The organism is Bacteroides sp. AF39-16AC (assembly GCF_003602735.1).
GTDB lineage: Bacteria > Bacteroidota > Bacteroidia > Bacteroidales > Bacteroidaceae > Bacteroides > Bacteroides uniformis.
Genome location: NZ_QTLN01000001.1, coordinates 5,801 through 29,039 on the forward strand (window position 1 = coordinate 5,801; position 23,239 = coordinate 29,039).

Genomic DNA, 23,239 nt, shown 5'->3' on the forward strand with positions numbered 1-23,239 from the left:
GGGACCTGTGTAAAGTCCGCCACCGGGACCTGTGTAAAGTCCACCACCGGGACCTGTGTATCTATCTCTTGGCCATTTATTCATAATCTATCATTTGTGAAGTTCTTTTCTTGCTATCCAAAAAGCATTGTTAGGTTTTATTATAAGTATGTCAACAGGACCTCCAACGGTTTTTCCTCGTTGTTGAAATTTCATCGTATCTATGGTTGTTTGAATTGCGTATTTTGCAAAATCAATAGCATCTTGTATCGTAAAATGATTAAAAGGAATAGGATAATCGGGCAGAACTGCCCCTTCTTTTGTACACATTGTAGTCAATACCCTGCCAAGTACATCTATCTCTCCATCCCATATTGCTCCTTGAATATTGGTATCAATGGTTTCTATTTTATCTATGGCGGTCAAAACCCTGTATAATTTCTGTTCATATGCCTTTTCTGAATTTATATACCCTCCTATTATAAAGTGTGTGTCGATCGTTGGGCACAATGCTTTAAAATATGGGGTTATTGCGTCTTTAATTGTTTCAACGTTGCCATCTTTATACTCATTTATAAAACTTTCTATATACCCAGCGATGGGCTTGTTATTTATGCTAGCTTGACCACAAGTAGATATTCCAACTCCTTTGGGAGTTAAAAAAGTTTTATATGAAGAATCACTATAATGAACCCCATTGTTTTGAACAATGGTTCCATCTTCCTTTCTGATGGTGGTACAGAATGTTGTTCTGCTATCGCTAGCCATTATAATACCTTCACCTAAATGTAATGCTATGATTAGTGACATCCTATGTAATATTATTCATTTGGCAAAGATAGCGATTTTGCATCATATAATATCAAAATCATAAAAAAATATGGCGAAAAAAATTGAAACTAAATTATTACAGTAATATGTTTTTCAAAAAATAATATTACCTTTGCATTTAGGAAAAGCGTTCTTTTGAAATAGTGCAAAATGAGGCGAAATACAGAATCTCGCAGGTTTCTAAATCGTTACCTGTCAAGAAATCGATCTCCGCAAGCTGTTAATTTTCAAAGAGAAAAATAATCTGTAATGTCTTGCAAGATGGAATGTGAGGTTCTTTTTAATCCCGCACACATCGGCAATCTCTTTCAGGTAGGCATTCAGCTTTTGGTTGCTGATTATAGGTAATATCTTTCCGTCCGGCAGCTTGCCTTTGTATTTCTTCAATATCATTTTGGGAATATCCAACAGGGGAACATTCACGTCCGTGTTGGTCTTTTGCCGCTTCGTCATTATCCACAGATTACCGTCAAATGACTTTCGGATATTCTCTTGCCGCAGGTTGGCGACATCACTGTAAGCCAGACCGCAGAAACAGGAAAAGATGAACAAGTCCCTGACGTGTTCCAAACGCTCGGAAGCCATTTTCTTTTTGAGGATGATTTTTATCTCGTCTTCCGTCAAATAGCCCCTGTCCACTTTTTCCAGCCGGATTTTATAGCTGGCGAACGGGTCTTTGTCCAGTATGCCATTGTTTCGGGCTATGATGATGATGTGCTTGAAAAACTGCATGAACTTGGCGGTAGTGTTGTAACCGCACTTGCAGGCTGTACGCAAATACAACTCGAAATCGGTAATAAACATCGGGGTTATTTCCCGGATGGAAATATCAGAAAGGTTATATTTACTCTGTATAAATTCCGCAAGGTGACGGCGTGTAACCTCATACTTGCGGTAGGTCGCTATCGTCTTGGATATGCCAACAAGCTGTTTCACGTCCTCATTGTGCTTTTGGAACAATGTAAGGATGGTTTCGTGGTTCTCGCTGTGTCCCAAAAACTCGTTTTTAACTTTCTCGGCAGTAACGTAATTATCACGCCGCTGCATTTCGTGGTAGATGGTGTTCAGCGATGCGTTTATATCGCTTAACATACGGTTGATACGTCCGGCTTCCGCTGTGCGTCCGATAGCCTTGCCAGCCTTACCGTCCCACATTTCAGGCAACACGTCCAATTTAGTATTAAAACGGCTTGCCACACCGTCCACTGTGATACGGGCGAAAAGGGGGTACGCACCGCCCGCTTTCTGCTTGTCTTTCTTTGCGTAAAAGCAAATGTTGAATGTCGATTTCATATACTCACTTTTTAGTTACAAAAATACTGCAAATGCTTAAAAATGAGTTTTATGCAGGCTCGCCAAACACCGACAGAAGTTCGCCAATTTCCGACTATCTGTACCCCCTTTTTGATTTTGTTTGTCGGGGGTACGAGTTAGGTTAGAAACCTTGTCTTTTAGGGGCGAAAAAATGTACTTTAAGGCAGACACAAGGGGATAAAAAAAGCCCCACAAATCATTGAATTTGTGGGACTTGTCTGTTCGTTGTCCGGTTTTGTCCGTAACGTTCAGCGGAGAGACAGGGATTCGAACCCCGGGTGCCTCGCAGCACAACGGTTTTCAAGACCGCCGCAATCGACCACTCTGCCACCTCTCCAAAACTTCTTTTTCAGAAGTGCTTTTCTTTTAAAGCGGTGCAAAGATACAAATCATTTTTTATTCTACAAACTTTTCTGCACAAAAACAGAGCAATTATACCAAAATTCTTGTTTATACCCACTACGGAACGAACATAACGGCATTTTGGCTATTTGTTAAAATTTATCAATGGCAAGATAATATTTTATAACTTACTGAATATCAGTATGCTTACAAAGAGTCACATTCAGTATACGATTGAACCCTATTCAGTATACGACTGAATGGCATTCACTATACGACTGAATTAGGTTCAGAATACGACTGTTCTTAAACCTACATTATTTGTAAATAATGCAGATTATTATCCGATTCTTGTTTCTGTTCGTAAACCACACATAAAGAAGGTATTAGCATCTCTATTCCCCCGGACATTCACTACCTAATAATAGTTATTTTATGCTGTTCAACATAAAAAGGGGAATCTCTCTTATAAAATTACGGAATTTATTCAGTATTTTTGCGCGCTCTAAAGGATAACATTATCTAACCTACTAACAAAAACAAATTTTATGGAATTGAACAAAACCTTTACCAATGGGCTTTGGAATAAAGAAATCAATGTCAGTGATTTCGTCAGTAAAAACATCGCACCCTATACCGGGGATGCATCTTTCTTGCAGGGACCTACCGAACGTACCAAACGTATCTGGGACATCTGTCTGAAGGCTCTCGAAGAAGAAAGGAACAACAATGGCGTCCGTTCACTGGACAATACCACCGTATCTACCATCACTTCTCATAAAGCCGGGTATATTGATAAGGACAATGAACTTATTGTCGGTTTGCAGACTGATGAACTGTTGAAACGATCCATCAAACCTTTCGGAGGCATCAACGTGGTAGCAAAAGCATGCCGTGAAAACGGAGTGGAAGTGGACGATAAAGTAAAAGACATCTTCACCCATTACCGCAAAACACATAACGACGGCGTATTCGATGTATATACCGAAGAAATCCGTTCCTTCCGCTCACTGGGATTCCTTACCGGATTGCCCGACAACTATGCCCGCGGACGTATCATCGGCGACTACCGCCGATTGGCTCTCTACGGCATCGACCGTCTGATTGAAGCCAAGCAGGAGGACTTGCGCAACCTCACCGGCCCGATGACCGAAGCACGCATCCGTCTACGCGAAGAAGTGGCGGAACAAATCAAAGCTTTGAAGGACATCAAGGTTATGGGCGAATATTACGGACTCGACCTCAGCCATCCGGCTACATCAGCTCAAGAGGCCGTGCAATGGGTATACATGGCATATCTTGCTGCCATCAAAGAGCAGGACGGAGCAGCCATGTCACTGGGTAACGTATCTTCGTTCCTCGACATTTTCATCGAATACGATTTGGCTCACGGCAAGATTGACGAGACGTTTGCACAGGAACTGATAGACCAGTTCGTCATCAAACTACGTATGGTACGCCATCTGCGCATGCAGTCGTACAATGATATCTTTGCCGGCGACCCGACTTGGGTGACCGAAGCCATCGGCGGACGCTTCAACGACGGACGCGTGAAGGTCACCAAGACTTCTTTCCGCTTTTTGCAGACGCTATACAACCTCGGTCCTTCTCCGGAACCGAACTTGACCGTATTGTGGAGTCCCGAACTGCCGGAAGGCTTCAAAGACTTCTGCGCCAAGGTTTCCGTAGATACCAGCTCCATTCAGTACGAAAACGACAACCTGATGCGCGAAGTGCGCAACTGCGACGATTACGGCATTGCCTGCTGTGTATCCTACCAAGCCATCGGCAAGCAAATCCAGTTCTTCGGCGCACGTGCCAACCTTGCCAAGGCCCTGCTACTTGCCATCAACGGTGGCCGTTGCGAAAACACCGGAACTGTCATGGTGAAAGGTATTCCCGTATTGACCGGCGAGACACTGAAGTTTGAGGAAGTTATGGCCAACTACAAGAAGGTACTGACTGAAATAGCCCGTGTCTACAACGAGGCCATGAATATCATCCACTACATGCATGATAAGTATTATTATGAGAAAGCCCAGATGGCATTCATCGATACCGACCCACGCATCAATCTGGCATACGGTGTTGCCGGCCTTTCCATCGCCATAGACTCACTGTCCGCCATCAAATATGCCAAAGTCACTGCACGCCGCAACGAAATCGGCCTGACCGAAGGTTTCGACACTGAAGGTTCATTCCCCTGCTTCGGCAATAATGACGACCGTGTGGACCACCTGGGAGTAGACCTCGTTTACTATTTCAGCGAAGAACTGAAGAAGCTGCCCGTCTACAAGAATGCCCGTCCCACCCTTTCCTTGCTGACCATCACATCCAACGTGATGTACGGCAAGAAGACCGGCGCCACTCCGGACGGACGCGCCAAAGGTGTTGCCTTTGCTCCGGGTGCCAACCCAATGCACGGACGTGACAAGAACGGTGCCATCGCTTCCTTGAGCTCCGTAGCCAAATTGCGCTACCGCGACTCGCAGGACGGCATCAGCAATACGTTCTCCATTGTTCCCAAATCACTGGGCCCGACACCGGAAGAACGTGTAGAGAACCTGGTAACCATGATGGACGGCTACTTCACCAAAGGTGCCCACCACTTGAACGTAAACGTATTGAACCGCGAGATGCTGGAAGATGCCATGGAACATCCTGAAAAGTATCCGCAACTCACCATCCGCGTTTCCGGCTATGCCGTGAACTTCGTGAAGTTGAGCCGCGAGCATCAGTTGGAAGTCATCAGCCGTTCATTCCACGAAAGGATGTAATATGATAAACGTACACTCTTACGAAAGTATGGGAACATTCGACGGGCCGGGTCTCCGGCTCGTCGTTTTCCTGCAAGGATGTCCGTTCCGTTGTCTGTATTGTGCCAATCCGGATACGATTGATGTAAAAGGAGGCACTCCCACCACTCCGGAAGAGATTCTGCAAATGGCTATCAGCCAAAAGGCATTCTTCGGGAAGAAAGGAGGTATTACTTTCTCCGGCGGTGAGCCTACCCTGCAAGCAGAAGCGCTGATTCCTCTTTTCAAGGAGCTGAAGGCGAACGGCATCCATATCTGTCTGGACAGTAACGGAGGCATCTGGAATGAAAAGGTGGAAGAGCTCTTTAGCCTGACTGACCTCGTGCTGCTGGACATCAAGCAATTCAATCCCGAACGCCACCGTACGCTGACGGGACGAAGCAACGAACAGACACTCCGCACCGCTGCCTGGCTCGAAGAACATGAACACCCCTTCTGGCTGCGCTATGTACTGGTCCCCGGTTACAGCGATTCGGAAGAAGACACCCGCCTGCTGGGTGAAAGTCTTGGCAAATACCAGCAGATACAACGGGTGGAAATACTTCCTTATCACCGTCTGGGTGTTCACAAATACGAAGCCATGGGATGGGATTACAAATTGAAAGAAGTGAAGGAAAATACTCCGGAACAACTGGAACGGGCAGAAAAACTGTTCAAAGAGTATTTCACGAATGTGATAACCAACTAAAACAGAAAAGCAAGGCTGTCCGGATATGATTCCAGACAGCCTTGCTTTTCATTTATAGGGTAAGAATCCTATTCTTTCAAGTTATAGGTAATCTGCTGTACATCATCACTACTGCCACCCACCATAAAGACGAAATCACCAGGTTCTACCATATAATTCATCTCATTGTCATAGAATCCCAGTGCATCGTCAGTTATCTGAAAAGCTACAGTTTTGCTTTCACCCACATTCAGATGAATTTTCCTGAAGCCCTTCAATTCCTTTATCGGACGCGTAACAGAGGCTACCTTATCCTGCACATACAATTGAACTACTTCCTCTCCTGCACACTTACCGGTATTAGTCACTTTTACCGACACCTCCGTATGGACGCCTGCAGCCTTGCCCGGCAGCAGTTTCAAATCAGAATATCCAAAATCCGTGTACGAAAGCCCATATCCGAAAGGATAGGCAGGCTCAGTGGAAGCATCGATATAAGATGCCTTATAGGTCTGTTTCAATGCGGTAGGGCGGCCGGTGCTCTTATTCTGATAATAAATGGGAATCTGTCCTACGTGTGCAGGAAATGTCATGGGCAATTTAGCCGAAGGATTATACTCTCCCCACAACACATTGCATATGGCATTGCCGGCCTCACTTCCCAGCCACCAAGTACACAGTACCGCATCAGCATGTTCCCTTATCTCATTGAAGATTACCGGACGCCCACACATGACAAGAGCAATGACAGGTTTTCCAGTCTTTGCCAGTTCCGACACCAGCTTCTGCTGCCCCTCGGGTATGGCTATATTCACTTTGGAAGCCTTCTCGCCACTCTGACCGAATCTCTCGCCTACCGCCACAACAATGACATCCGAAGCCTCAGCAGCCTGCAATGCTTCCTGCAGTCCGGTCAATTGATTGCTCTTCATATCATAGCCTTCAGCATAGTTCACCTCCAGTCCTTTCCGGACCAGTGCATCATACAAGGTCACCACTTTGCTCCGGTCCGTAGTGGCGGCCCAAGCGCCTGCCATATCGTATTGGGATTTTGAGAGTCCTCCTATCAAGGCTATCTTCCTCGTCTGCGCCGTCAACGGAAGTACGGATTCCCTATTCTCCAGCAATACAACGGAACGCTCGGCCATACGGAGCGAAGCATTGCGGACTTCGGGTGCATTGAGTATTCTGGCTGCTCTTTCCGGATTACAGTAGCGAAAAGGGTCCTCAAACAATCCCAACTCATATTTCTTCTCCAAAATACGCCGTACTGCATCATCAAGCACACTCTCCTTTACTTTCCCTTCTTGAACAAGCTCCTTCAGATAAGTCAAGTAGCAGGTACTTACCATCTCCATGTCCAGACCAGCATTCAGCGCTTTGGCTGCGGCATCTTTCTTGTCAGCAGCATAACGGTGGTTCACCAATTCCTCTACCGAATTATAATCGGACACAACAAATCCCTTAAATCCCCACTGCTCTCTCAATAGCCGGTTGAGCAAGAAATCATTGGCAGTACAAGGAATATTATTAAAATCATTGAAAGCACTCATCACGGTAGCTGCTCCTACCTTTATGGCCGCCTTATAGGGAGGCATATAAAAATTGGCAAAGTGGCCCATTGACATATCCACACTATTATACTCCTTTCCTGCTATCGGTGCACCATATCCGGCAAAATGTTTCATACATGCCATGACAGTCGTCGTGTCTGCCAAATCGTCTCCTTGCAAGCCTCTGACACGCGCCTCCGCTACCCGAGAACCATAATAAGGGTCCTCACCGGCCCCTTCCATGACGCGTCCCCAACGTGCGTCCCACGAAATATCCACCATCGGGGCAAAAACCCAGTTCAAACCATCGGCGGCACTTTCCAAAGCATTGTAGCGTGCAGCTTCCTCAATCATGGCCAAATCGAAACTTGCAGCCTCGGCAAGCGGAAGCGGAAATCCGGTACGATAGCCGTGGATAACATCCAGTCCGAAAATTAAAGGAATGCGCAAACGCGATTGCAAAGCAAGCTCTTGATAACGGCGTATATCCTTTACTCCTATCACATTCAGCATAGAGCCTATTCTGCCTTGCCGGACATACTCTTCTTTAGGAATATTTCCACCGTCGGGTCCGGTAAAATTCCCTCGGTAGGTGCATTGTGCAAGCTGGCCTATCTTTTCATCCAGCGTCATCTGCTTCATCAAGCTTGAGATGAATTTCTCCTTCTCCGTAGTTTGTGCCGAGGTAAAGGTGTTACCAAGTCCCCACAGACAAACCATCAGTATTATTATCTTTTTCATACTGCCATTCTTGTTTTGATATTTATTTTATCATAAAACAACAGTTGCCTTCAATGGTAAATCAGCTGAAGAAGGACCTGCCAGAATCTCAAAAGTCCCCTTTTCCACTACAAACCGATGTGATTCCACATCATAGTAGGCAAAGGCTTCCTCATCCAGCAATATCCGAACGCGCTTGGTTTCACCCTTCTTCAAGTAAACCTTATCGTAGCCTTTCAACTCCTTCAATGGACGCGGAACAGAACATTCCACATCCCGCACATATACCTGAGCCGCTTCCGCAGCATCCATCTTTCCGGTATTCTTGATGTCAAAGCTTACCGTAACCCGGCTTCCCCCCGTCTTCTCAACACTCAGATTACTATATTCAAAACTACTGTATGACAGTCCATACCCGAAAGGATAGAGCGGTTGCTTTCCGTTCCGGTCATATCCCCTATAACCTACGAAAACACCTTCGGCATACTGCACCCGTTTATGAGGTACATTGCGATTGTCATAATAATTACCATATACCGGATTATCTTCCCATTTTTCCTCGATGCTGACTGGTAGTTTGCCACTTGGCGAAAGCTTGCCCGTAATGATTTCGGCAAGGGCCTTTCCACCCTCCTGCCCCGGATACCATGCCATCAAAATAGCTTGTACACTCTGCCCCCAATTGCGGAAATCTATTCCACCTCCGGCATTCACCACCACAGCCACATTATCATGAAGTGAAGCCACTTTATTAATGAGATATTCCTGCCCGTATGACAATGCAAACGGACGGTCGAACCCTTCACCTTCTGTACTGCTGTTGAACCCGGCACATACAATAACATTCCTGGCATGCTTCAGTGAAGAGGCCAAACGCTCCTCATCCATCATTCCTGCCTGGAAACTGACAGTCGCCTCACCCACATTATCAAAATATTCAATACGCAACCGGTATATCTCCCCTGCACTGACCTGCATAAATGCACTGCGGGTACTGAATGAATGGTTCCCCCAATCTCCGGTAATCAGCTTATCGTTTACAAACAGACGGTATCCGTCATCGCCAGCCAGCTGGAACTTGACAGTTCCATCCTTGTCAGCCTTGTAAACTCCCGTCCAACGGGCAGAAAACTGATCTACCGGCATGCCGTCGAACGGTGCACCGTATTTCCAGGCATGGTCTATGGCAGGCTCTATGGCAGCTTGAAAGAGTTCTCCGGTAAGATTACGAGTATTATAATATTCGCCCTTAAAACCGTTTTGCGTAAAACTGCCATCCGTATAAATCTGTTGGGACATATCCTTATAAAGAATGCTGTCAGACAGCAGCTCTATCTGTCTGCCGCCCTTCAACTGAACCATACCGTCATAGAGTGACACTACCGAATAAGGGGTGACAAATCCGCTTCCTCCTCCTGTGGGAATAATATCGGCATTAGGCCCGATTACCAATGTTCTACCGTTCCGGTAAGGCAACGTACCGTTATCATTTTTCAATAAGACTACTCCTTCTCTCGCCAAGTCAAGTGCAATTTCCTTAGACTGTGCATTGTCTTTATCGATAGATTTATCTTCTCTCGGAGTATCAAGTGCTCCAAAAGCAATCAATGTCTGGAGTATATGCCGGACTTTGGCGTCAATGGTCTCTTCCTTCACGATACCATTCTCTATTGCCGGAATAAGAATCTCCCTGGTCATGAATTTACCGACGGGCATTTCCAAATCCAACCCTCCATTAGCGGCTCCCACACCGGAATATACAGATGTCCAGTCGGACATCAAGATACCTTTAAATCCCCACTGCTTGCGTAATACATCAATGTTCAGCCAGCTGTTTTCGGTGGCATGTACCCCGTTCAGCGGATTATAGCTATCCATAACCGCCCCTACTCCTGCTTCCTGCACAGCTTTTCGGAACGCGGGAAAATAAATTTCCTGCAGCGTGCGTTCATCCACATCTGAGCTGGCATGATGTCTGCTCCACTCCTGGTTATTGGCCGCAAAATGCTTCACCGTAGCCATAACTCCCTCTTCCTGCACTCCCAAGATATATTCTTTAGCAGTTTCGCCCGTCAAATAAGGGTCTTCACCAAAATACTCATAGTTTCGCCCGCATAGAGGAGAGCGGTAGATATTGACTCCAGGCCCCAACAGAATACTTACCCCACGGGCCTTTGCATCCCGGGCCAAACCATGTCCCAGCTCTCTAGCCAACTTACGGTTCCATGTCGAAGCCGACAAGATGCCACAAGGATACAAGGTACTTTGAGTATTGTTACGTATGCCTTGCGGACCATCGGCCATCCTGATTTCGGGTATGCCAAGCCGGGGTACAGCCCGGATATAAAAAGATTTGGGACCGGAAATGTAATCGATTTTTTCTTCCAGCGTCATTTGAGAAACCAACTCCCTGGCACGCTGCTCCACCTGGGGAGTAATACACACTTGTGCTTTTGCCGTGATTGCACAACAAAGCAATAGCCCGCTTAAGGCTACTTTCTTTTTAATCTTCATTTTGTCTATTTTACTACGTGTTTGTTATATTGCCGGGCATGTCCCGACCTACTTTCTTTCTTCTCAATCAATAAAAAACCGTGTCCCTTCATCCACCAACGAAGAAACACGGCCGAAAGTTATTAAGAAAATTCTGAATCTACAAGAAAGTGGACAAAAACATGTCTGTCCTGCTATCAATAAGTAAGACGTATACCGGCCTGCAACGTAAAGTTACACGGGTTCTCCTTGCGTATAGTCTGTATCGACGAACCGTCATCAAAGAAATAAGATACTCCCGGTTCCACATACAGGCCCACCCTATTGCTTATGTTATACTGGGCACCGACAGCACCCATGACAGAAAGCTGTACCGGTTTCACAGTCTCACTCTCAGTACCAATCTTGCCATACACACATTTTTCAATGGCACCCCCCGCCGAAACGTACATCGTAAAGTTCTTTGCATCCACAAAGTTCCAGTTGGCCCGTACCGGAATGCCAATATAATGCAGCTTCTGGCTTATCTTTTCCGAGCTGCCCTCATACCTTACGTCAGAAGCAAGATAGGTATACGTCAGCCCGCTTTCCACAGAGAAACCCTTCGCCAAGTTTTTCCGCACCGAAACACCGAAACTGAGCGGTTGTTTATGGTCTATATCCGCAATTTTCTTTTCGCGTCTTTGCAGATAGGGCATACCATCCTTAAAAACCAGTTCCTGCCCGTCGGGAATAGTAACAATGCCATTGGCCGTAGAGGATAAATCTACGTTACCGCCATAAATAGGACTTCCAGGCATGTAGTCCGACATCACATTCGCTTCCCCTTCATTCGCCAATGAAAAACCTCCCGTATTTCCTACGGACAAGCCAACCGCCCATCCTTTAGCATCCCTACCAGAACTGTTTTTTTCCGGAAGATGCAGTTTGTCCCGGCCTGACGGACGATAGCGGTCTTCCCTTGTCTCCGGTTCCTCGGCCTGCATTGTAGTTTCATGGTCCGTATCTTCCACTACCGGTTCTTCCGCCTGCTGTCCAATACCGACAACCTCATCTGCAGTTTCAACCGGCAGCATTTCCTCCTGCTGTTCTTCGCCAACCGATATTCTGATATGTTGTGCAACCAAAGGGTGACTTGCCTCCTTATTGGGCGCCGATGCATTTCCATGTGCCCGATAAGCAGGCTCTATGGAATTAGTCCGTATGGCAGGTACTGTCTGTTCCGGCAAGACGTCCGGAGCCACAGCCAAAGCGGGCACTGACGTATGCCGCATTTCATTCCCTACCGGACTCTGCAACAGCCACAGACTGACGGACGAAACCGCCACCAGCAACACAGCTGCCGCGGCCACCGCCCAGCGACGGAAAGGTATCATCCTATGCGGTCCGGTTATCGGAGCTCCGGAAACGGACAATTCCTTCTCCAACCGCTCCCATCCGGCAACCGGCAGCGGTTCGGAATAGTCTTCCAGCTTGTCCTTTATCTTTTTCAACCACAATTCATCTTCCATACGTTCCTTCATTTAATCATTTCTTTTCATCCACTCACGTACTTTTGCCGCTAAAGTCGCTTTAGCACGCGTCAACTGCGAGGCAGAGGATTTTTCATTAATTCCCAATAGTCGAGCAATCTCCTTATGGGATTTCTCTTCAAAAATATATAAGTTGAATACGGTACGATAGCCGGCAGGCAATTCACTGATAAACTGCATCAGTACCTTTTGAGGAATGACATCTATTGACGAACCTTCCGGTTCCTCATAAGCTTCGGGTGCATTCTCCAAGGCCGATGACTGATTCATCACATCATTTTTCCGCAAATACTGCAACACCGTATTCACCATTACGCGTTCCATCCATGCCCGCAGAGAACCCTCTCCCCGCCAAGTGAACTTATCGAAAGAATCAAAAAGTTTCAGAAAACCGTCATGCATCAGGTCTTGGGCAGTCTCCCGGTCACCTGCATAACGGAGGCATACGCTGAGCATGCGTCCCGCATAGCGCTCATACAGTTCTTTGCGGGCAAGATTGTCTCCTTGCCTACAGCGTTCTGCCAATTCCTGTTCTTCCATTCTCTCTTTTAACACGTGTTTACCCTATAAATGCAATCGGCGCAAAAATACTGCATCAGGCAGAGAAGAAAATCATACTTTCATTTCTTTAACAGTATACTACGCAGTATTTAGCTTTTCACCGCATTTTCTGAATACAAAAATAAGTTTTAAACAGAAAAGAGCTAAAACCTACCACTTATGAAGAAACTGAGAATGACATTGGCAGCATCCATGCTTTTATTCCTGACTGCCATTGTATTGCAATCATGCCTGGACGATTGGGATGACAAATATGACACTTTGTTCGCCGTAGGTACGGTAAAGGTCATCGAAGGAAAAGACTACTATTTCTCACTGGACGAAGGCAGTAAACTATATCCCAGTGACACAACCTATGTTCACGACTATGCCGTAATAGACGGCCAGAGGGCTTTCATCTACTTCCGCGAACTGGAAGAGAAACTTCCAGGCTACGAATACAATGCCCAAATAAAGCACATCGAAAACATTCTGACCAAAGACATCTACTCCATGCCTGCCGAAAAGGCAGACAGTATCGGAGATGACAACATCAACGCCACGGATTTATGGATTACGGGCGAGTATCTGAACATCAAATATCAATTCTACCACAGCAACAACGAAGACAAGAAGCACATGCTGAACCTGGTCATCAATGAAGCATCCACCGGCGAAAACGACAAACCGGATTACGTCAATCTCGAATTCCGCCACAATGCCTACAATGACAGCCAGCTCACGCTGGGCACCGGACTGGCCTCCTTCAAGCTGGACAATATAGCGGAACAGCTGAAAGAGAAAAAAGGACTGAACATCCGTGTCAAAAGTCTATATGACGGTGAACGGTTCATGACCATAGACATTAAAAAAGAAAACAACTAAATCTCCTGAAAACACATCTTTCAACATCTCAATGAGAAGCGGAGTGACATTGCAATATGTTGCTCCGCTTTATTTTTCCATATCCCGCTTAAATTCATCTTTTTCTTTGTCTATCCACCGGGAAACCCCTACATTTGTAAGAATTTTCACAATAGCAAACATTAAAAACGGTCCAAAGGATATGAAATACATACTGGGAGCAGTAATTGCAATACTCTGCTCGTTCACCTGCACAGACACCCTATATGGAAAATCTCTCGCAACAGACGTCGACGATATTCTGATAATCAACACTTATACAGAAGCCAATCCCTGGAGTAATGATTTCATCACCTCCATTGTGAACATGGCATCACAGAACAGCCACATCGGAGTATACACCGCACACATGAAAATGCTGACACTTGACGAGGAAAATAAACTGGAGACATTCAAAGAGAGCTTGTTCAAGAGTTACAAGAACCCTAAACTTATCGTGCTTATCGGATGCGGAAGTTTCATCATGTGCGATGAACTGAACCGGCAGTGGCCCGATATCCCCATGATATTATGTGGTGAGAGGGATTATACCGGTCCTAAGGAAACAATGATACGCGAGCACGCCCTGCCCCGCACAGAGCGTATTCCCATCAGTGACCTACAGAAGAAGTACAATCTGACCTTAATGCAATCCAGTGTATACCTGAACGAGAACCTGCAACTCATGAAGCAACTCATCCCCAAAATGGATAAGGTCATGTATATAGGGGATGAAACATACATCTGCCAGCAGAACGACTATGACTTGTCCGAGATTATCCGTGAAAAGTACCCGGAGTTGGATTACCAGTTCTTGAGTGCGAAGGACATCCGGACGGACAGCCTTTTCAATATACTGAACCACGTGAGTCCCCATACTACCGGAGTCATCTTTTCATCCTGGCTGTACAAGAGCTCTCCCCATGACAATATCATGAGGAGTAACTCCCACCGGGTCATCTCTACCGCCCCCATCCCTTTGTTTTCGCTAAGGGCCATCGGTATTGAAGAAGAAGGGGGGATTGTAGGCGGATACATTTACAACAAAGAGAATTATAATGCCCGGCTACTGGAAACCATCCACAAGATATTGAACGGTACCCCGGCACGCAACATCCCGTTATACTATCCCGACGACGGAGCCCCCGTATTCAACTATAAATCCCTTCTGCAGCGTGACCTGAATCCGAAGCTATGCCCCAAGGGTACCATATTCTACAACATGCCTCCCACCTTCTGGGAGAAGTACGAATATGTCATTATCAGTATCACTGCCGCAATCATAACTCTGCTGTTCTTTTTCCAATATCTCCGCCTACAGTCACTGAGTAGAATCAAAAGATTACAACAGCAACAACTGGACAGCAATCTCAAATACCGAAATCTGATAAACAACATGCCCATCCTATACATGTATGAGAAACTTATAAAAGATGAAAAAGGGCGCATTACTGACACCTTATATATAGATGTCAACAATTTCTTCGAAGACAGATTTATCATGCGCAAAGAGGCTGTCGGCAAGCGGGGAAGCGAATTATTTCCCGAATCCATGAACGAGTTCCTCCATTTCATGAATATTGCATTGAAGGAGAAACGTTCCGTAACTTTCCCCTATTATTACAAGAAGATAGACACTTTCTACGACATTGTAGTCAAGGCAAGCGACAATGGCGAATACATGCACGTCTTCTGCGTTGACAGCACCGAGTTGCACCACACCCAAATACAGTTGAGGTCGACAAACCGGAAACTTTCCATGGCACTCGACGTTGCCAACATCGTACCATGGAAATGGAACCTCCGGACACACACCATACTCTGCGATGTCAACAAGCCGATAGAGCTCAGCAATAATGCCGGTATCATGGACGATGAACAGCTGTCCGTACCCGACAGCCAGTATTTCTCCAAAATACACAAGGAAGACCTGGAAAAAGTGAAACAAGCCTATACAGACCTGATTGAGGGACGTATCCAGAAAGTCAAGGAGGAATACCGCGTCATCAATCATGCCGACGGACACAAACACTTCGACTGGGTGGAGGCCCAGGCCGCCGTAGAAACCTACGACGAGAACAATAAGCCGCTGACCCTGGTGGGCTCTTCGCTGGTTATCACCGAACGGAAAAAGATGGAGACGGAACTGGTTTCCGCCAAGAACCGTGCGGAAGAGTCGAATAAACTGAAATCCGCATTCCTCGCCAACATGAGCCATGAAATCCGTACGCCGCTCAATGCCATTGTGGGATTCTCCGGAATATTGGCTTCCACCGAAGAGGAGGAAGAAAAACAAGAATACGTCAGCATCATTGAGAACAACAATACTTTGCTGCTGCAACTCATCAGTGACATTCTGGACTTGTCAAAGATAGAAGCAGGCACAATGGAATTCATTGATACGGATTTTGAATTGAACAAAGTGATGAGAGAGCTGGAAAGTTCGCTCTGCCTGAAGCTATCGCCCGAAAAGAATGTCACCCTCTCCTTTGAGCCCGGACTGCCCGAATGCCACATTCATTCCGAGCGTAACCGCTTGTCTCAACTCGTCATCAATCTGGTGACCAATGCCATCAAGTTTACCCAAGAAGGCAGTATCCGTTTTGGCTACAAGCTGCAAGACGACAAGATGCTTTATTTCTACGTATCCGATACGGGATGCGGTATCCCCGAAGGCAAACAAGAGAGCATATTCGGCCGCTTTGTCAAGCTCAACAATTTTGCCCAAGGCACCGGACTGGGATTATCCATCTGCCAGATGTTGGTACAGCACATGGGAGGCAATATCGGACTGACTTCCAAGCCCGGCGAAGGCTCTACCTTCTGGTTCACCCTCCCCTATGTGCCGGCAAGCCGCATCCGGCAGGCAGAAAGCAAGACCGAACCTATAAAAGTAAAAAAGCAGAAAATCACCGTCTTGGTTGCCGAAGACCATGACAGCAACTTCCGGTTGATTGAGTCCATCCTACGAAAAGACTACAATCTGATACATGCGTGGAATGGTCAGGAAGCCGTGAATATGTTCAGGGAATACGACCCGCAGCTTATTTTGATGGACATCAACATGCCGGTGATGAATGGTTACGAAGCGACCAGGGAAATACGCAAATACTCTACACAAGTCCCCATCATAGCCGTCACCGCCTTTGCCTATGCTTCTGATGAACAGCAGGTCATGGAAAACGGCTTCGACGCATATATGGCTAAACCTATCAATGCCAATCAGCTGAGGACACAAATATCAGCTATACTGAAGCAGCATATTATCTTTATGTAAAAAACATCCGGACGGAAGAAGCATGCCAACGTCCAGATGGCGAGTATCAGAATTCATTGTTCAGGCAAGTCAGCCTCAACGAACCGTTGAACGCTTCGGCAGACAATCGCGTCCTGACCTGCACCTGCACGCTGCTCTTCGGCTGGACATCAAAATAATTGTCGCTATACACACTTTCATTGTCGGCAACGGACAAGCATACGGCACGGGCAAACTTGTCTGACGAAACCATCACTTCATATCCACCTTCAATGGAATGGACTTCAGTCTGCAAATCCACCTTCGGATAATCCATATCCTTCTGCTTGCTCAGACAGTAGTTGTTATGGTACACCCTGCCCGATTTGTCCGTATAGTCTACGCGGACATATACCGTTCCTCTATCTGCCCCCTCCAGCAACTTGGCAAGCGGTGCGGAAAAACAGACACGGCTGTCATTACCGGAGATGCCGACAGACTTGTCCCAGTGATGAACCACGGTTCCGTCGAACTGGCAGACCTGGAGCTGCAGCCGGCCGGAAGTATTCTCCAAGCGGTCGGACACTGCATATACTATCAAATCATCCCCCTCCACTACCGAAGAAATCAGGATGTCATCATAGGCCTTGCGGACATAATAGTGCTGCGCCTTCCAGCGTCCGTAATAGTCACGGCTCGCCCAGGAAGCTACGGGCCAACAGTCGTTGTGCTGCCAGAAAAGCGTCCCCATATTATACGGCATCTGGCGGCGGTGCGACTCGATGGCCGTCTTGATGGCATCTCCCTGCAGCACATGGTTCATATAAAGGAATGCCCGGAAATCACGCGGTTTTTTATATTCATTCAACAGGTAAGTCTCAATCAGCCCGTTGGCATGGTCGCCACCACGCTGATGGGACATCATCACCTCGGAACGTATATCCCAGTCTTCGGGGTAAGGAGCATAGCGCTTGACGGACTCGAACTCTGGAAAAGACTGAAAACCGTACTCGCTGAAAAAGCGGGATTTCTCGCTGTCATAATCAGAAATGGGTGCTTTACCATGCCAGACACTCCAATAGTGACGGTCCCCGTCAGTAGTACCGGACATCTCTCCCTCGAATGCGAACGGAGAAGAAGGCCAATAGAAGGTTCCGGGTGCATACTCCTTGACCACCCCGGGTAAGGTGACATGATACTGCTGCCGGTACTGTGCCCAAATCTTGTCGGCATATTCCTTGTTCTGCCGTTCTATCTCGCACTTCCAGCCCCAGCCCAGCCAGGCATCCTGGCATTCATTATTTCCACACCACAAAGCAATGCAGGCATGATTGCGCAAACGTTTCACATTGTCCACCGCCTCCTGGTGGATATTATCGAGTAGGGCGCCTTCTGCCGGATACATGCTGCAGGCAAACATGAAGTCCTGCCAAATCATGATTCCATACTCATCACACAAATCATAGAAGACATCGTTCTCATAGATACCTCCACCCCAGACGCGCAACATATTCATGTTTACACCGGCGGCATCGAGAATCGTCCTTTTATAATTCTCGGGAGTGACGCGCGGCAGGAAGTTATCCGAAGGGATGTAATTGGCTCCTTTGGCAAAAACCGGACGCCCGTTCAGCTCTATATAGAAAGTATGCCCGTCCTTATCCGGCTGATGCACCACCTTCAAAGAGCGTATGCCCACCCTTTCGGTTTTAGAGTCCAACAATTCCCCACCTGCAATGATATCCGTACGGAAACGATAAAGGAAAGGCTCCCCCAGTCCATTACTCCACCACAGCTTCGGCTTGTGAAGGACAAAATCAACGGTCACCTGATTGGTGCCTCGCTTCAAATCCGCTTGCCACTCGCCAAGCACTCTTCCAGTAACCTCATCCGTTATCGTGACCAACACTCCATTCATATCCTTATCGGCATCCAGCTCCACATGTCCGGCAATCACGGCCCTGCCTGCACCGACTTCCTTCTGCTCGATAAACACATCGTTGATTCTCAAATCGCTCCAAGCCCTGATATACACCGGACGCCAGATGCCGGAGGTAACCAGACGTGGGCCCCAGTCCCAGCCATAATGATAACCCGCCTTACGGGCAAAAATGCTTATCTTCTTGTTGAACAAGCCCCCGTTTTCAGACTGGTCATTGGATGCCGGATACTGGTAGGGAAGTGCATCCCATTTGGGGACGTCTATCTTTACCGGCGAATGGAAGTACACCTTCAATATATTATTCTCCTCCCTGATGTACTGCCTAACGGGGATAGACCAGCGGCGAAACATATTGTCCGCTTTCAGTATACATTCATCATTCAAATAAACGTCAGCGTAAGTATCCAGCCCCTCGAACACAAGCTCCATATTCTCTTTCCGCATCATGTCGGCAGCAAGAGTAAAGCAAGTTTCATAAACCCAGTCTTCCTTGTCAATCCATTGCAATCCCCGTTCGTTCAACCGGAAAAACGGGTCTTCAATAATCTTGTTCTGCAGTAAGTCCGTGTGGACTACTCCCGGAACTGTAGCCGGATACCAATTGGTCAGTCTCGCCTGCCGGAATTTCCAGCCTTCATGAAGGTTCTTTACCGCTGTTTTTAGTTTCATACGAGTGTGTTTCATAGTTTTCTTTGACTACTCTAAATTACGGATAGACAAAAATACGACATTCAAAGGATACTTTATAATATCTTCTTAACGAAACATGATACAATCCCGTACACACCTACCGGGTCAGCGTCGCTGCACATCTGCTGCAGTGTGACTGCAAACGTGTTGCAGCGCTACTGCATATATGCTGCAGTGACACTGCATATGTGTTGCAGCGCCACTGCAAAGCTGAATGCAGTAGCACTGCAAAAAGCATGCACTTGCTTTGCAGTGGCAATGCATTATCCCATCGCCTTATTATGAAAGGAGATGTCATCCAGCTTTCATTATCTATAATTAATTTACAAAGACATAGTTTCCAAGTCTTTCAAAGCAAACGGAGTACAAGCAAAAAAGGTCTACAAATCATAGATTTGTAGACCTTTACCCGCTAGTTTTCCATCTTATTCAGAACTGTTGCGGAGAGAGGGGGATTCGAACCCCCGATACCCTTTAGGGGTATACACGCTTTCCAGGCGTGCCTCTTCAACCACTCGAGCACCTCTCCTTGTTCGGGGCGCAAAAGTAAGGGAAGTTTTTGGAATTACCAAATGTTCGGGCAAATAATATTAAAAGTCCGTTCAAGCAACCAATGCCGGAACGGACTTTCAACACTCAATAAAACATACTTATCATTACCGTGATCTGACTTCCCGTCTCATAAATATGACATACGAAAGAGCAAAACAGATGACAGTAGCTGCAATCAGTCCGGTGAGCTGCGGCCACACCACCAAAAGACTCTGTCCCAATGGCAGCGGACTGGGAATGGCCCCCTGAACCTGCTCCATAGTAAGCGGCCCCAAACTTCTGACGGAAGGCATCAGCAGCGTTGTGGTCGCCTCATTGAACAGTTCGCTAGGTGCCAGACGCATCAGACCGAGAATAAATTTCTGGTAACTGACTATCTGATAAGGAGATGCCAGCTGCGAAGGGCTCAATGCCTTGGCAACCAGATTGACAATCATCGTATAGAACACGCTGAAAAACAACCATACCGCCACCGAAGCCAATGCCGAGGTGGCCGCCTGACGGAAGCAAAGCGAAAACAGAATGGCCAGATTCAGCCAGAATGCCACATAGAACACACTGATTATGAGAAAGAATACAATCCTCCAAAATTCTTCTGCTGTGGGAGGAATGCCTATCGCTATCAACCCGCAGCCCATTACGAGGAATCCCAGTACAAACAGCATGATACCTATCACAATCAATGCAGCCACGAACTTGGCATTGATAATGCAATCACGATGAACAGGCTGTGACAGCATACGGCTCAACGTCCCCTTGTTCTGTTCCGAATTTATAGCATCGAATCCCAGCGCAATCCCCAACAACGGCCCCAGAAAGTTGATAAACTGCACAAAAGAAGGCAATGTGCCATCCGAGGCTGTGAACAACTTCAAGAAAAGGAACGAACCGTCCGGGTCATTGGGCTTGATGGCGGCACCTATGTTGGTAAGCGAGGTATAGAGTGAGCCCATGCACGTAAGCAAAATGATTCCCATCAAGATAATGAACCGCCAACTTTTCACATGGTCGGATATTTCCTTGTTGACGACTACCCGAAAAGGATAATTGACTTTATTCATGCCTTTCTCCTCCTTCCTCCATATAATGGTTATAAATATCAGATAATTCCTGATGCTTGTCCTTCAAATCAGACATATCAATCAAGGTGACCAGCTTCCCACTGTTGAACAGTCCCACGCGGTCGCAAACTTTCTGCACCTGGTCCAGGTGGTGGGAAGAGAACAAGACGGTCAGTCCCTCCTTCCGGCTCAACTGCCTAATGAGCTCGATGAACTCCTGAACACCGGCAGGGTCTATTCCCGAAGTAGGTTCATCCAGGATTATAATTTCCGGATTTTTGATAAGCACGTCTGCCAGCCCCAATCGCTGGCGCATACCGCGCGAATATTTCCCGGTCTTCTTTTTCATCTGTCCGGCAAGCCCCACATGCTCCATCAGCTCCAGCGCCTTGACTTTCGCTTCGGCATCCGAAATGCCATTGAGACGCGCAGTATATATAAGGTTTTCCGGACCGGTCATGTCATCATAAAACCCCACATCTTCGGGCAGATAGCCTATTTTCCGCTTTACCTCGATAGGATGCCTGGTAGAGTCGATACCGCAAATCTCCACAGAGCCGGAAGTGGGTTCCGTCAGTCCCAGCATCATCAGGATGGTAGTTGACTTGCCGGCGCCGTTTGGCCCCAATAATCCGAAAATCTCCCCTTTACGGATAGTCAGGCAAATGCGGTCTACGGCAGTGAAGCGCCCATACTGCTTGGTCAAGTCTGTCAATGCAATCACTCGCTCGTCCATGCTCACCTCCTTCCATATTTACGGAACAGATAGCATACGGCACCTATGGCAACGATTATTATCAAAACGCCCACCCATCCCCATATCATCGGGGTTTTCACGGCAATGCGGAATTGGGCGTCTGTATTCACTTCAGGAGTTTTGGCCGTCATGGTAGCCACATAATCTCCGGGCAATGCCTTTTTGGATGCTTTCATGGTAGCTACGACATTGGCCGTTTCCCCCGCCTTCAGCATATCAATCTTCGAAGGCTCAAAAGACACTTCCCAGTCCACGGGCTTATTGGCAGAAAGCTGGATATCTTTCAACAATGAAGAACCGGTATTCCGGACCACCAACTCGATACGCTTCACATCTCCTGCTGTGATTTCGGTACTCAACAATCCTCTGGGCGTGGACAATTCCATCTCGTAGGAACCCGTGACAACAACTTCCAGCTCCAAGTCGGCAGAAGTCGTACCAGTAGCCGCACGTACCGGAATCTTGTAATTGCCGGCTTCCACATTGGCGGGAGGGACAATCTCTATACTCACATTCTGGCTGCTGTTCGCTTCCACCTGGGCAGAAGTGGCCTGCTTATAGTTAGGCTTGAACACGACACTCCAGCCTCTGGGGGCATTGGCCATCAGCGCATACAGCTGCTGGTCGGCCGTCTGGTTTTTCAAAGTGGCATTGAAGGTAAAGGTGGACTTGGAATTGCCCTGCATATTGGGCTGGTCGGTAGTGAACTCGGTCTGGTAAGTTCCTTTCTGGGCCACGATCACCTCCAGCGGCAGTTTGGTTTCTCCGGCAAATACTGTGAAATGATAACTTCCTTTATTTACTTTTAGAGGAACTTCCACTTTCAAATTGAACGTTTTCTTTTCCTTGGACAGTACAGAAAGCTGGCTGAGGGTCCAGCCGCCTGACTTGATTTCATGCTTCCAACTGCCCGGCAATCCGCTGACCGAGAGATTTGCATTTGTAACCCCGTCCGTGTTGTTAATCAAATCAATGCTGTAATCAATGGACGCTCCGGGCGTCACGGAAATTTTTGTGTAAGGAGTGTACAGAATTATGCTTCCAGATTCATCGGCATGTACACGATTTAAGGGAAAGGCTCCCAACAAAATAACTAACAATAAAATACAATTTGTTCTCATAGTCATAAAAAAGTTCTTATGGTTGTTTAATTATGAATATTTTCCAAATTTGTGTGTTGCAAAAATAAAAGATAGCTATATTAGTAGCTGTTAAAAGAAACAAAAGAATATAATTGCGGACACGATATACCCTGCGATGACCTGCTTTTCTTATCTTTGCGATTCCTATTGATACAAACGAATACCATACC

General features: G+C 46.8%; 13 protein-coding genes, 2 tRNA genes and 1 pseudogene. 4 read left to right on the forward strand and 12 right to left on the reverse strand.

Annotated features, from left to right (window positions below; all coding sequences use genetic code 11):
- Positions 1–90: 90 nt before the first annotated feature.
- The 3 genes and pseudogenes from DW039_RS00030 to DW039_RS00040 form a co-directional block, all read right to left on the reverse strand.
- Positions 91–789: a hypothetical protein gene (locus DW039_RS00030; protein WP_119957752.1), complete on the reverse strand. Its 699-nt coding sequence runs from the start codon at positions 787–789 to the stop codon at positions 91–93.
- A gap of 270 nt (positions 790–1,059) precedes the next feature.
- Positions 1,060–2,103 (reverse strand): annotated as a pseudogene (locus DW039_RS00035) (site-specific integrase); the annotation flags it as partial.
- Positions 2,104–2,376: 273 nt separating this feature from the next.
- Positions 2,377–2,461: transfer RNA gene (locus tag DW039_RS00040), tRNA-Ser, on the reverse strand.
- Between the two features lie 553 nt (positions 2,462–3,014).
- Here DW039_RS00040 and pflB point away from each other — a divergent pair.
- Positions 3,015–5,243, forward strand: a complete 2,229-nt coding sequence (gene pflB, locus DW039_RS00045; protein WP_005832491.1) for a formate C-acetyltransferase — start codon at positions 3,015–3,017, stop codon at positions 5,241–5,243.
- Between the two features lies 1 nt (position 5,244).
- Positions 5,245–5,970 (forward strand): pyruvate formate-lyase-activating protein, encoded by a 726-nt coding sequence (gene pflA / locus DW039_RS00050; protein ID WP_005831659.1) that lies wholly within the window; start codon positions 5,245–5,247, stop codon positions 5,968–5,970.
- Positions 5,971–6,038: 68 nt separating this feature from the next.
- On the opposite strand, the gene DW039_RS00055 is transcribed toward pflA, so the two are convergent.
- The 4 genes from DW039_RS00055 to DW039_RS00070 all read right to left on the reverse strand — a co-directional run bounded on the left by DW039_RS00055 (position 6,039) and on the right by DW039_RS00070 (position 12,787).
- Positions 6,039–8,243, reverse strand: coding sequence for a glycoside hydrolase family 3 N-terminal domain-containing protein (locus tag DW039_RS00055; protein ID WP_052573209.1), 2,205 nt, complete (start codon positions 8,241–8,243; stop codon positions 6,039–6,041).
- A gap of 30 nt (positions 8,244–8,273) precedes the next feature.
- Positions 8,274–10,736, reverse strand: coding sequence for a glycoside hydrolase family 3 protein (locus tag DW039_RS00060; RefSeq protein ID WP_005832495.1), 2,463 nt, complete (start codon positions 10,734–10,736; stop codon positions 8,274–8,276).
- A 176-nt stretch (positions 10,737–10,912) separates the two neighbouring features.
- Positions 10,913–12,238, reverse strand: coding sequence for a porin family protein (locus DW039_RS00065; RefSeq protein WP_035448882.1), 1,326 nt, complete (start codon positions 12,236–12,238; stop codon positions 10,913–10,915).
- Positions 12,239–12,787: an RNA polymerase sigma factor gene (locus tag DW039_RS00070; protein WP_005831669.1), complete on the reverse strand. Its 549-nt coding sequence runs from the start codon at positions 12,785–12,787 to the stop codon at positions 12,239–12,241.
- Between the two features lie 180 nt (positions 12,788–12,967).
- Here DW039_RS00070 and DW039_RS00075 point away from each other — a divergent pair, with 180 nt between their 5' ends.
- Positions 12,968–13,672, forward strand: coding sequence for a NigD-like protein (locus tag DW039_RS00075; RefSeq protein WP_005832500.1), 705 nt, complete (start codon positions 12,968–12,970; stop codon positions 13,670–13,672).
- Positions 13,673–13,853: 181 nt separating this feature from the next.
- Positions 13,854–16,967: an ATP-binding protein gene (locus DW039_RS00080; protein ID WP_117588490.1), complete on the forward strand. Its 3,114-nt coding sequence runs from the start codon at positions 13,854–13,856 to the stop codon at positions 16,965–16,967.
- Between the two features lie 46 nt (positions 16,968–17,013).
- Here the strand turns inward: DW039_RS00080 and DW039_RS00085 are convergent, their stop codons facing one another.
- From DW039_RS00085 to DW039_RS00105, 5 genes are all read right to left on the reverse strand, one after another.
- Entirely contained in the window at positions 17,014–19,551 is a 2,538-nt protein-coding gene (locus DW039_RS00085; RefSeq protein WP_117749039.1) for a glycoside hydrolase family 2 protein, read from the reverse strand.
- Positions 19,552–19,998: 447 nt separating this feature from the next.
- Positions 19,999–20,086 (reverse strand) — tRNA-Ser (locus DW039_RS00090).
- 127 nt (positions 20,087–20,213) lie between these two features.
- The gene (locus DW039_RS00095) at positions 20,214–21,170 is read right to left on the reverse strand and encodes an ABC transporter permease (RefSeq protein WP_005831677.1); all 957 of its coding nucleotides are present in this window, start codon (positions 21,168–21,170) and stop codon (positions 20,214–20,216) included.
- The gene (locus tag DW039_RS00100) at positions 21,163–21,906 is read right to left on the reverse strand and encodes an ABC transporter ATP-binding protein (RefSeq protein WP_035457716.1); all 744 of its coding nucleotides are present in this window, start codon (positions 21,904–21,906) and stop codon (positions 21,163–21,165) included. The genes DW039_RS00095 and DW039_RS00100 overlap by 8 nt, the downstream gene beginning before the upstream one ends.
- A gap of 2 nt (positions 21,907–21,908) precedes the next feature.
- Entirely contained in the window at positions 21,909–23,054 is a 1,146-nt protein-coding gene (locus DW039_RS00105; RefSeq protein ID WP_016272729.1) for an NEW3 domain-containing protein, read from the reverse strand.
- Positions 23,055–23,239 lie beyond the last annotated feature (185 nt).

Bases quoted from the DNA above. Each gene is read 5' to 3' on its own strand.
- DW039_RS00070 (WP_005831669.1), bottom strand. From the start codon at position 12,787: ATGGAAGAACAGGAATTGGCAGAACGCTGTAGGCAAGGAGACAATCTT.
- DW039_RS00065 (WP_035448882.1), bottom strand. From the start codon at position 12,238: ATGAAGGAACGTATGGAAGATGAATTGTGGTTGAAAAAGATAAAGGAC.
- DW039_RS00105 (WP_016272729.1), bottom strand. From the start codon at position 23,054: ATGACTATGAGAACAAATTGTATTTTATTGTTAGTTATTTTGTTGGGA.
- DW039_RS00030 (WP_119957752.1), bottom strand. From the start codon at position 789: ATGTCACTAATCATAGCATTACATTTAGGTGAAGGTATTATAATGGCT.
- DW039_RS00100 (WP_035457716.1), bottom strand. From the start codon at position 21,906: ATGGACGAGCGAGTGATTGCATTGACAGACTTGACCAAGCAGTATGGG.
- DW039_RS00055 (WP_052573209.1), bottom strand. From the start codon at position 8,243: ATGAAAAAGATAATAATACTGATGGTTTGTCTGTGGGGACTTGGTAAC.
- DW039_RS00075 (WP_005832500.1), top strand. From the start codon at position 12,968: ATGAAGAAACTGAGAATGACATTGGCAGCATCCATGCTTTTATTCCTG.
- DW039_RS00085 (WP_117749039.1), bottom strand. From the start codon at position 19,551: ATGAAACACACTCGTATGAAACTAAAAACAGCGGTAAAGAACCTTCAT.
- pflB (WP_005832491.1), top strand. From the start codon at position 3,015: ATGGAATTGAACAAAACCTTTACCAATGGGCTTTGGAATAAAGAAATC.
- pflA (WP_005831659.1), top strand. From the start codon at position 5,245: ATGATAAACGTACACTCTTACGAAAGTATGGGAACATTCGACGGGCCG.
- DW039_RS00080 (WP_117588490.1), top strand. From the start codon at position 13,854: ATGAAATACATACTGGGAGCAGTAATTGCAATACTCTGCTCGTTCACC.
- DW039_RS00095 (WP_005831677.1), bottom strand. From the start codon at position 21,170: ATGAATAAAGTCAATTATCCTTTTCGGGTAGTCGTCAACAAGGAAATA.
- DW039_RS00060 (WP_005832495.1), bottom strand. From the start codon at position 10,736: ATGAAGATTAAAAAGAAAGTAGCCTTAAGCGGGCTATTGCTTTGTTGT.